This window comes from Micromonospora sp. Llam0 (assembly GCF_003751085.1).
Classification (GTDB): Bacteria; Actinomycetota; Actinomycetes; order Mycobacteriales; family Micromonosporaceae; genus Micromonospora_E.
In genome coordinates this window covers 4,002,132-4,015,559 of sequence record NZ_RJJY01000001.1, presented here as the reverse complement: position 1 = coordinate 4,015,559, position 13,428 = coordinate 4,002,132, and the positions used below count along the sequence as shown (strand labels likewise).

Below are 13,428 nucleotides of genomic sequence, written 5' to 3'. Positions count from 1 at the left end.
CCAGCCGGGGACGGCTCGGTCGCCCGGCTCGGTATGACTGAATGCCCCTGTCGTACGCATGATCCGGGGGGTGTTGTCGCCGAGCCGGGTGGCGTCGGCGGACCGCTGATAGGGACCCGGCCACCCCGTCCGTGGGGTAGGTCTCTCCGTAACGTGGATGCCGGCAGTCCGACGCTATGACCGGCGGCCGAGCCAGGCCATCGCCGTGAGGAGGCAAGCTGTGCACGACGGGTTCGGCGTCTTCATCGGACTCGACGTCGGCAAGGAAGGACACCACGCGGTCGCGTTGAACCGCGACGGCAAACGGCTGCACGACGCGACCCTGCCCAACACCGAAGCCGGGCTGCGGAAACTGTTCGACAAGCTGGGCCGGCACGGCCGGATCCTGGCCGTGGTCGACCAGCCCGCCTCAATCGGCGCGCTACCCGTCGCGGTCGCCCGCGCCTGCGGCCACCAGGTGGCCTACCTACCCGGTCTGGTCATGCGCCGGCTGGCCGACCTGCACCCCGGCACCGCGAAGACCGACGCCCGCGACGCGTACGTCATCGCCGACGCCGCCCGTACCCTGCCTCACACCCTGCGTCGGGTCGACACCGGCGATGAGGCCCTGGCAGAGCTGGAGGTGATGGTCGGCTATGACGACGACCTCGCCGGCGAGGTCACCCGCGTGGGCAACCGCATCCGGGGCCTGCTCACCCAGATCCACCCACCCCTGGAACGTGTTCTGGGACCGAAACTGCAGCACCCCGCCGTCCTGGAGGCCATCTCGCGGTGCGGCGGACCCACCGGGCTACGCAGGGCCGGCCGGGCGAAACTCACCGAGATCGTCAAGGCCCGCGCGCCACGCATGGGTGCCCGCCTGGTCGAACAGATCTTCACCGCGCTCGACGCGCAGACCGTCGTGGTCCCCGGCACCACCGCCGCCGAAACCGTCCTTCCCCGACTCGCCGACAGCCTGCGTGACCTGCTGCGCCAACGCGACCAGGTCGCCGAACAGGTCGAGGGGATGCTTGATGCGCACCCTCTCGCCCCGGTCCTGACCTCGATGCCCGGCATCGGCGTCAGGACCGCGGCCCGCATTCTGCTCGAAGTCGGCGACGGCAGCTCGTTCCCCACCGCCGGCCACCTGGCCGCCTACGCCGGTCTGGCCCCGGTCACCCGCCGCTCCGGCACCAGCATCCGTGGTGAACACCCGCCCAAGGGCGGCAACAAGCAGCTGAAACGCGCGTTCTTCCTGTCCGCGTTCGCCGCCCTGGCAGACCCGCTCAGCCGCGCCTACTACGACCGCAAACGCGCTGAGGGCAAGAAGCACAACGCCGCCCTTATCTGCCTCGCCCGCCGCCGCGTCGACGTCCTCCACGCCATGCTCCGCACCCAACGGCCATACCAGCCCACACCGGCGGACGAACCCCGCCTCGCTGCTTGACACAACCCATAGGGCACCCCCCCATGAAGTCGACGCCCGATAGCCCACTGTCGATGGCATACATCGGACGGACAATTGGGAAATTTAGCAACAAATGCATGTGGTATCGCAACCTGCGGTAGGGATCAGCCCAGTTCAGCCGACGAACCACCAGGCCAGCATCCCGCCGAGGGCCACGTACGCGCCGGCGATCGGCAACGTGGTACGCAGCACCCGTCCCTCCTGCCCGGACAGGCCGACGGTCGCCGCCGCGGCGACGATGTTGTGCGGGCAGACGATGTTGCCGACCGCCGCCCCGAAACCCTGCGCGCCGAGCAACGGCCGTTCGGGGAGGCCAGCCGCCGCCGCGGTGCTCTGCTGGAACTCGGTGAACAGCACGTTGGACGCCGTGGCCGAGCCGGTGACGAAGGTGCCCAGGGCGCCGATCGCCGGTGCCAGCAACGGCCACCACGGCCCGGCCTGGGCAGCGGCGGCGGCCAGTTCGCCGGTCATCCCGGCGTACGACATCGTCAAAGCGATGGTGACCATCGCCAGCAAGGCGACCAGCACCACGCCGAGCTGACGGGTCGCGGTCACCACCGCCGCCCGTACCGACGCGACGTCGGCACGCTGCGCCATCGCGCCGAGCACGAAGGCGGCGGTGAGCAGCAGCGCCGGGTGGTACAACGGTCGAATGGCGCCACTGAAGGTGTCGAACAGTCGCCACTGCACCGTCAGGTCCTGCAGGCCGTCACGCACCGCTGGGATCAGCCGGGTGAGCAGGACCAGCGCGATCAACACCAGGTAGGGGGCACCGGCGCGCAACACCCCCATGCCGGCACGGCCCGGCTCCGCAGCGGGTGCGTCGGCTTCGCCGGCCGGCCCGCCCGCCCGGCCAAGGATCCGGCGCAGCCCCAGCACCAGGGCCACGAATCCGGCGGCGCCGAGCAGCGCACCGCCCAGGGTCGGCAGCTCCGGCCCGACGAAGCGGGCGATCAGCCCGTACGGCACGAAGAACAGCACCGCGGCGGCGGCCCCCCACCCCCACGGCGGCCGACCCATCGGTACCGCCCGGCCGATGATCAGCGTCACCGCGGCGGCGAGGAACCCGCCGAGCACCAGGTGGTACGGCGCGGTCGCCCACGCCAGGTCGGGACCGCTCACCCCGCTTATCGTCACCTGCGCCAGCACCGGGGTGCCGACCGCACCGAACGACACCCCGACGGCATGTCCGACCAGCGCGGCGGTGACCGCGGCGACCGGACGGAAGCCCGCCGCCACCAGGAACGGCGCGGCCAGCGCGATCGGGGTGCCGAACCCGGCCGCACCCTCCAGGAACAAGGTGAAGTACCAGGCGATCAGCAGCGCGGCGACCCGGGGATCTCCGCTGATCCGGGCCAACCCGCGTTGCAGCCGGTCGGTCGCGCCAGTGCGTTCCTGCAACTGGTAGATGCCCAGCGCCGGTCCGATGATCGCGATGACGGTGAGCGCGACGAATCCCGCCTCGACGACGACGCCGCCGATCGCAGCCGGCAGCGGCAGCGGCCCCGCCGCACCGCCGAAGCCGAAGCCGAAGCCCGCGACCGCCAGCACCAGCGTGCCGACCGCGGCGACCACCCCGGCCCGGGCCGCCGACCAGCCGACGCCGAGCATCAGAAGCAGGACCGCCGCGATCGGCAGCGCCGCCAGTAGCGCCCGCACCGGGTCAGCGCACCAGCGCGTCGGGCTGGATGTGGTCCGACGAGCCCTCCCGCTCGTACGCGGTCAGGCTGCCGATCGTGGTCGTGGCGATGTTGTGCAGCGCCTCCTCGGTGAAGAACGCCTGGTGGCCGGTGATCAGCACGTTGGGGAAGGTGACCAGCCGGGAGAACAGGTCGTCACTCAGCATCTGGTCGGACAGGTCCTCGAAGAACAGATCGGCCTCCTCCTCGTACACGTCGAGGCCGAGATAGCCGATCCTGCCGCTCTTCAGGCCACGGATCACGGCGGCGGTGTCGACCAGCGCGCCCCGGCTGGTGTTGATCAGCATCACGCCGTCGCGCATCTGCGCGATCCGTTCCTCGTCGATCAGGTGATGGGTGTCAGGGGTGAGTGGACAGTGCAGGGTGACGATGTCCGACTCGGCGAGCAGCGTCGGCAGCGGGACGTAACTGGCCCCGGCGGCGACCGCCTCGTCCGACGGGTACGGGTCGGCGGCGAGTACCCGGCAGCCGAACCCGGCCATGATCCGAATGAACCGGACGCCGATCTTGCCGGTGCCGACGACGCCGACGGTCCGGCCGTGCAGGTCGAAGCCGAGCAGCCCGTTGAGGGCGAAGTTGTGCTCGCGGACCCGGTTGTAGGCCCGGTGGATCTTGCGGTTGAGCGCCAGGATCAGCCCGGCGCAGTGCTCCGCGACCGCGTACGGCGAATAGCCCGGCACCCGGGTGACGGTCAGCCCGAGCCGGCGCGCGGTGGCCAGATCGACATGGTTGAACCCGGCCGAGCGCAGCGCGACCAGCCGGACCCCGGCGCGGGCCAGCGTCTCCAGCACCGGTGCGCTGAGATCGTCGTTGACGAACGCGCAGACCGCGTCGCAGCCGTCGACCAACGACGCGGTCTCCGCCGACAACCTCGGTTCCAGGAACACCAGGTCGTGACCGGCCTCGGCATTCGCGGCAATCAGGAACCGCTTGTCGTACGGCTTGGTGCTGAACACCGCCACCCGCATGGGACCTCCTCCGGCGCGACCTTGGCTTCCGCTGGACCAGGGTACGGTGAGGCGGGTCGGCGAGAGGAGAACGGCTGATGACCGCAGCGGTCACCAACTGGGCGCGTAACGTCACCTTTGCCGCGCGTCACGTCCACCGCCCGACCACCGTCGACGAACTGCGACAGGTCGTGGGCAGATCGACCCGGCTGCGGGTGCTCGGCACCGGGCACTCGTTCAACCGGATCGCCGACACCGACGGAGACCTCGTTTCGCTCGCCGGCCTGCCCGCCGAGGTGACGGTCGACTCTGAGACGTCGACGGTCACCGCTGGTGGCGGCGTCCGCTACGGCGAACTCGCCGAACACCTGCACGCCCACGGGTACGCGCTGCACAACCTGGCCTCGCTGCCGCACATCTCGGTCGCCGGTGCCTGCGCGACCGCCACCCACGGCTCCGGGCGGGGCAACGGCAACCTGGCTACCGCCGTACGTGCGGTGGAGCTGGTGACCGCCAACGGAGACCTGGTCCGGCTTGACCAGTCCCATCCCGATTTCGCCGGCGCGGTGGTCGGTCTCGGCGGGCTGGGCGTGGTCACCAGCGTCACCCTGGCGATCGAGCCGACCTTCGACGTGGCCCAGTACGTCTACCACGGGCTGTCCCGCGACGCGCTCACCGCCGGATGGGAGCAGCTCCAGGCCAGCGGTTACAGCGTCAGCATGTTCACCGGCTGGACCGGGACCGGTATCGACCAGGTGTGGGTGAAACGGCGCACCGACCAGGACCATCCGCCGGTCGACGCCGACGGGTTGGGGCTCGCCGCCGCCGACGGCCCCCGCCATCCGGTGCCCGGGATGCCGGTGGAGAACTGCACCAGCCAGCTGGGGGTGGCCGGTCCGTGGCACACCAGGTTGCCGCACTTCCGGCTCGACTTCACCCCGAGCAGCGGTGCCGAACTACAGTCGGAGTACCTGGTAGCGGCCGGCGACGTGGTCGACGCCCTCGACGCGGTGGCCCGGATCCGCGACCGGATCGCGCCTGTGCTGCAGGTCTGCGAGATCCGTACCGTCGCCGCCGACGAACTGTGGCTGAGCATGAACCACACGCGGGACAGCGTCGCGATCCACTTCACCTGGGTCGCGGATGCGACGGCGGTGACGCCGGTGACCGCCGCGGTCGAGCAGGCGCTGGCGCCGTACGCCCCCCGACCGCACTGGGGCAAGCTGTTCGGCATCGGCCGGGACGAACTCGCCGGCAGGTATTCGCGGTGGAACGACTTCGCCGACCTGCTGGTCCGCTACGACCCGGCCGGGGTGTTCCACAACGACTTCCTGGACCGTTACTTTCCCCGCTGACCCGCTGACCCGCTGACCCGCTGACCCGCTGACCCGCTGACCCGCGACGGTCGCCGGCTCAGGCCCGGCGGTCGATGCGGGCCTTGACCCCACCGGCCTCGGCGAGCATGTGCAGCAGCGCCGAGCCGTCGATCAGCTCCAGCGGCTTGCCGGCAGCGAAGTCGAAGGCCGCCGAGGTGTAGCCGGCGGTGGTCACCAGGATGCCGTTCGAGGCGTTCTCCGCCTGGACGACGCCGAACAGGTCACGGACCGCCGACACGTCCACGGTGCCGCCGCCGCGCCGAGCCAGCACGACGACCGTGCCGCCGAACAACGGGCGGGGATCGTGCGCCATGCACTCCACCGTGCCGTCGGCTGCGGTGCGCACCTGGCGCATCTGCAGCCCGAGCTTGGTGAACAGGTCGGCGATCAGCTGCTCGAACTGGTCGGCCGGCATGGTCAGCAGGTCCGGTCGCTGGTCCAGATCGGCGAGGACGTCGATCTCGTCGGCGAACCGCTTGTCGACCTGGTCGAAGTCGACCACGGCGGCCACCGGCGCCAGATCCACCGGATGGGCGGAGATCCGTGCGCCGAGCCGGCGCAGGCAGGCGGCCGGGTCGACGTTGGCCAGGTTGATCGCGACGAACTCGTCCCGGGTGGTACGCAGACTGACCAGGCAGGGCCGGGCCGGTCGACCGGTGGCCGGGTCGATCCGTTCGACGATGCCGTTGATACAGACGGTCTCCAGCAGCCTGGTGCGGTCCGCCTCGTACAGCTCGTGCACCGTACGCAGGGTGATCTGGGTGATGAGGTCGGCGTACCGCTCGGCGATCTCGGTCGCCGGCCGGCCGACCGCCGTCACCTCGTCGTCGGCCGGCTGGTAACGGTACTCCCGGATCCGGGGGACGACCTCCACCGCCGGCAGGTGGTACTCGACCACCAGCTGACGGGACTCGGGCAGGTAGGCCAGCCGGTAACGCTGCGGAAAGTCGTCCGGGTAGACGGAGTTTCCGAGCACCAGCCCGAAGTACTCGACGACGGCCTTCGGGTCGGCGGCGGCGAAGACGGCGGAGAACCGGTCGATCGCCGCATTGTGCGCGGCGACCTTGGCGGCCAGCTTCTCGCACTGCTGACGGTACTTCTCCTCGGCCGCGGCCAGCCGGCGGCGCCGCTGCGCCTCCGCCGCCTCGTGTTTCGCGGTAGCCTGCTCGAACACCTGTCGCGCCTCGGCGACCTGCTGCTGGTGGCGGACCTCGCCGCCGAACATCCGGCCCAGACCGGCCGGCTCCGGCGGGGCGAAGTCGGACCACTGCGGTGCGGCCAGCGGTACGCCGAGGTCACCCGGGTCAAACGGCGGTGGGGTGCTGCTGCGCTTGAGCCGATCGAGGTCGATGTGGTCGTCGACGGCCAGGGTGTCGGCGAGCAGCTCCTCCAGCTCGGCCACCCGCGACCGCAGGTTCGCGTTGGCCGCCGCGACCTTCGCCGCGCGGGCCTCGGTGTAGAGACGCTTGCGGTGGCGTTCGTCCTCGGCGGCGGCCTGCTCGGCGGCCTGCCGGGCGTTCTCCGCCTCCCAGAGCATCTGCTGATGCTGCTGGTACGCGAAGGCCTGGGCCCGGTGCTGGGCGTGCACCTGCTGGGCGTGTGCCCGCTGCGCCTCCTGCATGCTGCTCATCTGTCAGCCCCGATCGTCGCCGGTCCGCTCCCGCCCCGACCGTCTGCGCCACCCGGCCCGGACGGATCACCGGTCGCACGTCTGCGAACTGGACGTGCGTTTGCACGTTGGACGTGCGTCAATCTTGTCCGACCGTCACGGTAGCGTCCAGTGTCCAGTTTCCGGCGGCGACGTTCGCGGCCGGCCCTGGGCGGCACCCACTGGTGGGCGGTGCGGTACGACGAGTTTGCCTATCCTGGTGCGTACCCCCGCAGAGCGGGCCGGGGGCGGGGGAGGAGCAGACGGATGGCGAAGGACGGCCGGGCGGCACACGGTGACGATCCGTACCTCTGGTTGGAGGAGGTGCTCGGTGACGCGGCCCTGGACTGGGTCCGCGACCGCAACGCGGAGACCGCCGCCGGCTGGACCGCCGAGCCGGGGTTCACCCAGCTGCGGGACCAGATCAAGCAGGTGCTCGACTCCGCCGACAAGATCCCCGACCCGACCTGGCGCGGGGACCACCTCTACAACTTCTGGCAGGACGCCGGACATCCCCGCGGGGTGTGGCGGCGGGCCACCCTCGACGAGTTCCGGCGGCCGCAGCCGAGCTGGGAGATCCTGCTCGACCTCGACGAACTCGCCCGGGTCGAAGGGGAGAACTGGGTCTGGAAGGGTGCCCACGTGCTGCGTCCGGGGTACGACCGGTGCCTGGTGGTGCTGTCCCGGGGCGGATCGGACGCCGCGGTGGTCCGCGAGTTCGACCTGACCACCCGCGACTTCGTGCCGGACGGTTTCCATGTCGCGGAGGCGAAGAGCACCGTCTGCTGGATCGACCGCGACCACATCTACGTGGGCACCGACTTCGGGCCCGGCACCGTCACCAACTCCGGCTACCCGCGGACCATCCGGCGCTGGCGGCGCGGCACCGCGTTGGCCGACGCCCCGCTGGCGTTCGCCGGCGAGGCCGACGACGTCACCGTCTCCGTGGTGCACGATCCAACCGCCGGCTACGAGCGCGATCTGGCGGTACGGCGCACCGAGTTCTTTCGTAACCGGACCTACCTGCTGCGGCCCGACGGCAGTTGGGGCCTGGTCGACGTGCCGTCGGACGCCGAGATCGACCTGCATCGGCAGTGGCTGCTGGTTGAGCTGCGCAGCGACTGGCAGGCCGGTGACGTCACCTACCCGGCCGGCGCGGTGCTGGTCACCCCGGTCGACGAGTTCTTGGCCGGCAAACGGGAGTTGACCACGGTCTTCGAGCCGACCGAGCGCTCCGCCTACAGCTACCACGCCTGGACCCGCAACCATCTGCTGCTGGTCACCCTCACCGACGTCCGTAGCGAGATCACCGTACTGACCCCCGGTGACAACGGCTGGCGGCGTCGCACGCTGCCTGACGCCGGCGGATTCGACCACACCGACGTGGCCGACACCGAGCCGGACCGGGGCGACGAGTTCCTGCTGCACACCGCCGGGTTCATCCGGCCACCGACGCTGCTGCACGGCACCGTCGACGGCCCGACGCAGCCGGTCAAGACCGGGCCGGCCTTCTTCGCCGCCGACCAGATGACCGTCCGGCAGTTCTTCGCCGTCTCCGCCGACGGCACCGAGGTGCCGTATTTCCTGGTCACACCGGGCGAGACCAGCCCGCCGGGGCCGGCCGCCGGGCTCACCCTGATGACCGGGTACGGGGGTTTCGAGGTCGCCTGGACCCCGACCTACAGCGGCATCGTCGGTGCCGGCTGGCTGGCCCGGGGCGGCAGCTTCGTGGTCGCCAACATCCGGGGCGGCGGCGAGTACGGACCGCGCTGGCACACCGCCGCGCTACGGGAGAACCGGCTCCGCGCGTACGAGGACTTCGCCGCCGTCGCCACCGACCTGGTCGCCCGTGGCCTGTCCAGCCCGGACCGGCTCGGCGCCTACGGCGGCAGCAACGGCGGGCTGCTGATGGGTGTGATGCTGACCCGCTGCCCGGAGCTGTTCGGCGCGGTCGTCGGGCAGGTGCCACTGCTGGACATGCGCCGCTATCACAAGCTGCTCGCCGGAGCCTCCTGGATGGCCGAGTACGGTGACCCCGACGATCCGGCGGACTGGGCGTTTCTGCGGGAGTACTCGCCGTACCAGAACGTCCGACGGGGTACGGCGTACCCGCCGTCGCTCTTTCTCACCTCGACCCGCGACGACCGGGTCCATCCCGGCCATGCCCGCAAGATGGTCGCCCGGCTGCGCGAGTACGGCCACGACGTCACCTACCACGAGAACGTCGAGGGCGGGCATTCCGCGGCTGCGGACAACGCACAGCAGGCGTTCAAATGGGCGCTGCTGCTGGAGTTCGTCCGGCGGACCCTGACCGGTGAGCGTCGGGCGGCGTCAGACGCGGTCGGGGGACTGCTCGGTAACAGGTAGGAAGACGGTGACCACCGCCATGCAGGACGCCCAGACGACGAGCAGCACGGTCAGCTGACCGCTGGCGACCCGGCCGGGATACAGCAGATGCGCGGTGGTTTCGACCACTACGCCGGTGCCGATGATCGCGGCGAGAGCCGGCCACGGTTTCGTCCAGCCCCAGAGCAGGACCGCGCTCAGCGCTACCGCGAGCAGTCCGATCCCGATCGCCGGGAAGTGCGCTTCGGGAACGCCGTGCATGGTGACCTCGGCGCGGGGGGTCACCAGCCGCAGCGGCTCGAGCGCCAGTCCCTCCAGCAGCCGGCGGGGCTGTTTCCAGATGACCAGTGGCAGGAGCAGCAACAGCATGCCGCAGACGAAGACGGCCCGCCGGACGGGGACGTGACGACGGTGGTTCGCCGCGCTCCACGCCGCGTCGTACGGCTGCTTGTGCCGTCGCAGGCGGGGTAGCGGGATCCGGGCCGGATCGTGCCGGTGGGCGAGCCACCACAGGGTGGTGGCGGTGACGGTGCCGACGATCGCCAGCGTTTCCGGGCGGTTGCCGAGCAGGCTGCTGCTCGGCAGCAACCAGAGCAGCCCGACCCCGACTGCGGTGAAGACGACCGCCAGTACCAGGCCCAGGGCCCGCCAGCGCCGGGCGGTGCACCACATCTGATGGCCGATCCGATGCCACTCCTCGCTCCACGATTCGGTCTCGCGGTCGAGCCGCGCCCAGTCCCGGGTGCCCCGGATCCAGCCGACGACGACAGCGGCGGCCGCGAGCAGCGCGGCGACGCCGGCGGCCCAGCCGGGCCGGTTCTCGTCGGCGCGGGACGCGTCGGCGACCGCCGCGTAGCCGAGCAGGACCAGCAGGGTGGTGGCGGTGGCGCGGGCCGGATCGGCGGCCAGTGGCAGCAACACGATCAGCGGCCGGATCAGCAGCAGCATGGCGCGGCCGACCCTCGTCGGCCAGCCCTTGCCCGCCGGCCAGAGGGCCCGGTAGGCGAGGTGGACCGCCCGGCTGGAGAGACCGTAGCGGTAGGCGACCGGAAGGTCGCGGACGCCTTCGTTACCGCGGGACACCCGGTTGGTGAGTTGCTCCCAGTGGTCCATCGCCGCTGGCTGCCGGGGTTGGTCGGGGTCGTCGGAGCGGCCCGTCTCCCTGGCCTCCTGGTCCTCCTCCAGCAGGATCTGGTACTGCAGCCAGCTCTTCAGCGCGCGCTTGAGACACTCCCGCTGGTCGGGCTGCAGGCGGCTCATTCTGGTAGGCGCGGGCGGCAGGTCACCATTGCTGCCCGTGAGGATCCGCCGCCACTCCCGCCCCGACACACCGGGGACGGGCTCCTGGACCCATCGCTGCCAGACGCGGTTGAGCTCGTTGTCGTCGCAGCAGCCGCAGAGTTTGTCGACGATCATGTCGGTGATGCCGGCGGCGGCGTCCAGCCGGCCCCAGGCCCAGTCGTTGGCCCGCCACGACCGACGGAGGAAGGCTCCGAAGTTGTGCAGCGTGGTACCGGCCAGCTTGGCACGGGAGTTGATTACCGGATCGGCTGGCTCGAGTCGGCCGGTGCGCAGCCGCTCGGTCAGGCGCTTGCGCCGTTCGCTGCAGTCGATGTTGCGGAACTTCTGCTGCAGCGGGCTCTCCTGGTTGCCGGTGATCTTGTGGTAATGGACGACGGGTTGCACTCCCGGCACGCCGCCGGCCACCGCGAAGATGGTGTGCAGCTTCTTGATGCTCAATTTACGCAGAAGTGACTCGTGGACGTCTTTGAACGCCGAGTCGCACCAGGCTCGCCGGTCCTTCGGGCACAGGTCGTCGTCGCTGCGCAGTTTCCGCCTGGCGATCGGTTGGCCAATCTCCAGCAACTCCACTCTCAGGTCCTCGGCCAGCGTCCAGATGTCGTCCAGCGCGGTCGTTCCGTGGCTCGACATGTCCACTTCCCTGGCCATGTACTTCGCCGGGTACTGTTCGAACAGCATGCGGTTGAACTGTTGATCGTCGCATTGCCTGTCGGCTATCGCCCGGCGGAGTTTGTCGGGCAGACCTGGCAGCCCATGCTGCAGGGCGCGCGCCCTGCGGGTGGCGACCAGCAGGTCCGGGTTCTCCAGCGCGCCGCCCGCTCCCTGGAAGTCCCGAAGCAGTTCGGCGCCGGCCAGGTCGCGGATATGGTCGGCCAGCGCCAGCAGCCGGTAAAGTTTGCCCTTGACCTTTCGTAGGCGTTTGGCTGCCTCGTCGCCCGCTGCCCGGTCGTCGCGGTAATCGGAGTTGCGATTCTTCTCCTCGAGTGCACGGATCCAGGAGATCAGCATGGTGGTGGCGCTGTAGGCCGCTTCGATGTCCTGGAACTCCTCCTCGTCGTTTCCCGTTCCCTGATGGTAGATGTCGTCGAGTTGTGCCTGGATGTTCAGCGCCTCGTACTCGCCGAGAACCTGATACGGTCCGGACAGCGCGGGACGGCCGATGGAGTATTCCGCCGGCTTCGTGAGAATCTCGGCGATCTTCTGGGCGTCGACGGAGTGGCGGTAGTCACGATAATGATCCGGTAGCGGTGGTGGCGGACCGCCGTCACGTTTGATGACTCGGTCGCTGATCATGGCCCGGCGGCAGGTTCGGCATTCACAGGCCGGCGGTCGCCAACTGCCCAGTGGTCGGCGGCGCGCTCTGGTGAGCGTGATCTGCTGGGTGATCAGGTGCTGCCGGATCTGGGCGGCGAGGCCGATGTCGTTGGTGCTGCGGACGTGCCCGAGTTCGCCCTCCTCGGTCTCGGTGCGTTGCTTCAACGCGATCGCCCGCAGCAGCACCCGGAGCCAGTGCAGGGCACCCTTGCTGTCCGGCTGAGTCGGGGAACTACGAGCGGACGGCGCCGGGTCCGGATCCAGGTAGACCAGCCGTCGGTCGGTGGGGGAGACGGCCGCGGTCCGGCAGATCGCCAGCAGCGCCCGCCGGATCGGGATGTTGTCGAAGATTCCTCCGTCGACCACGTAGTACGGTTCGGACCCGATGTGCAGGCTGGTTCCCCGCGACCGCAGTCCGGAGAAGACCATCGACATCTCCGGCACCGAGGTCCGGTCCGTGCCGGCGCCGTACTCCAGCTTGTTGTGGTGACCGGCGACGGCGTGGATCGACGCGGGTTCGAACGCCCCGGGGAACGACGAGGTGGCGCGGGCGGCAAGGGCGAGCCGGTCCAGCCGGTACTTGACCGGGTGTGGTGGATCGTCGCACGGATGGTCGGTGGCGTCCGGTCGGTCGGCGGGTCCGGGAAAGTCGGTGATCCCGGTGTCGAGCGGAGCGTCGCGGCGGGTGAAGTGGAACTGGGCCTGCCCTTCGGCCAGGCTGCGTTCCTGGTTCTGGTCCTGGGCCAGCAGGGTGGCGGACAGGTCGACGGTCATGTCGTCGGTGGCGAGCTCGGGGTGGCCCTGGTCGCGCAGCCGGTAGAGCGCCCGGCAGATCCGGTGGTAGAGATACTTGTCGCCGGCCAGCAGCGACGGTACCCGACCGACCGGGCGGGGTTGCCGCATCATCTTCCACAGGTCGGCGTCGTCGAGCCAGAGGTTGCGGACCGCGTCGACGGTCGAGCCGACGCACTGAGCCACGCCGTAGACGACGGCGTTGAGACCACCGGCACTGGCACCGGCGAGTACGTCGATTTTCACCTCGTCGTAGCGGGCGAGCCGGAGCATGCTGGCGTAGATCTCGGCCCGCTGCTGCTGGGCGGGGCGTTCCGGGGACTTCCCCCGCCGCAGGGTCGCGGTGCCCTGCGGGCCGGGTGTGGTCCGGCGAAGCACGTCCAGCTCCGCGACCGCCCCACCGATCCAGACGGCCAGGCTGACGCCGCCGCGCATGGCGAGGGCGATCCGCAGCTCACGGCGGTTGGGTAGGGCGTTCTCCTCTGGTGCGGGACGTCGGTCCTCCGGCATGGTCACCTCCGCGCGGCAGCACCGGGAGGCATCCGCATGGTCGCAC

At 70.5% G+C, this 13,428-nt stretch carries 7 protein-coding genes; 3 read left to right on the top strand and 4 right to left on the bottom strand.

The genetic code is table 11. The features are described 5' to 3' along the window. The first annotated feature begins 205 nt into the window (after positions 1-205). Positions 206-1,426 (top strand): IS110 family transposase, encoded by a 1,221-nt coding sequence (locus EDC02_RS17490; protein WP_370461431.1) that lies wholly within the window; start codon positions 206-208, stop codon positions 1,424-1,426. 135 nt (positions 1,427-1,561) lie between these two features. Here EDC02_RS17490 and EDC02_RS17485 read toward each other — a convergent pair whose 3' ends face one another. Then, entirely contained in the window at positions 1,562-3,106 is a 1,545-nt protein-coding gene (locus EDC02_RS17485; RefSeq protein WP_199757667.1) for an L-lactate permease, read from the bottom strand. Between the two features lie 4 nt (positions 3,107-3,110). Then, the gene (locus EDC02_RS17480) at positions 3,111-4,115 is read right to left on the bottom strand and encodes a 2-hydroxyacid dehydrogenase (protein ID WP_123602885.1); all 1,005 of its coding nucleotides are present in this window, start codon (positions 4,113-4,115) and stop codon (positions 3,111-3,113) included. 77 nt (positions 4,116-4,192) lie between these two features. Between EDC02_RS17480 and EDC02_RS17475 the strand changes: the two genes are divergently transcribed. After that, a complete protein-coding gene (locus EDC02_RS17475; RefSeq protein ID WP_123602884.1) occupies positions 4,193-5,449 on the top strand; it encodes an FAD-binding protein in 1,257 nt (418 codons plus the stop codon). A gap of 58 nt (positions 5,450-5,507) precedes the next feature. On the opposite strand, the gene EDC02_RS17470 is transcribed toward EDC02_RS17475, so the two are convergent. Then, the gene (locus tag EDC02_RS17470) at positions 5,508-7,100 is read right to left on the bottom strand and encodes a restriction endonuclease (protein ID WP_123602883.1); all 1,593 of its coding nucleotides are present in this window, start codon (positions 7,098-7,100) and stop codon (positions 5,508-5,510) included. A 285-nt stretch (positions 7,101-7,385) separates the two neighbouring features. On the opposite strand from EDC02_RS17470, the gene EDC02_RS17465 reads away from it, so the two are divergent. Further along, the gene (locus EDC02_RS17465) at positions 7,386-9,485 is read left to right on the top strand and encodes a prolyl oligopeptidase family protein (protein ID WP_123602882.1); all 2,100 of its coding nucleotides are present in this window, start codon (positions 7,386-7,388) and stop codon (positions 9,483-9,485) included. Here the strand turns inward: EDC02_RS17465 and EDC02_RS17460 are convergent. Next, positions 9,450-13,382, bottom strand: a complete 3,933-nt coding sequence (locus tag EDC02_RS17460) for a patatin-like protein (protein WP_148083496.1) — start codon at positions 13,380-13,382, stop codon at positions 9,450-9,452. The two genes, EDC02_RS17465 and EDC02_RS17460, sit on opposite strands and share 36 nt — an antisense overlap. Between the last annotated feature and the right edge of the window lie 46 nt (positions 13,383-13,428).

Coding starts and splice junctions, on each gene's coding strand:
- EDC02_RS17480 (WP_123602885.1), bottom strand. CDS start 4,115: ATGCGGGTGGCGGTGTTCAGCACCAAGCCGTACGACAAGCGGTTCCTG.
- EDC02_RS17475 (WP_123602884.1), top strand. CDS start 4,193: ATGACCGCAGCGGTCACCAACTGGGCGCGTAACGTCACCTTTGCCGCG.
- EDC02_RS17470 (WP_123602883.1), bottom strand. CDS start 7,100: ATGAGCAGCATGCAGGAGGCGCAGCGGGCACACGCCCAGCAGGTGCAC.
- EDC02_RS17465 (WP_123602882.1), top strand. CDS start 7,386: ATGGCGAAGGACGGCCGGGCGGCACACGGTGACGATCCGTACCTCTGG.
- EDC02_RS17460 (WP_148083496.1), bottom strand. CDS start 13,382: ATGCCGGAGGACCGACGTCCCGCACCAGAGGAGAACGCCCTACCCAAC.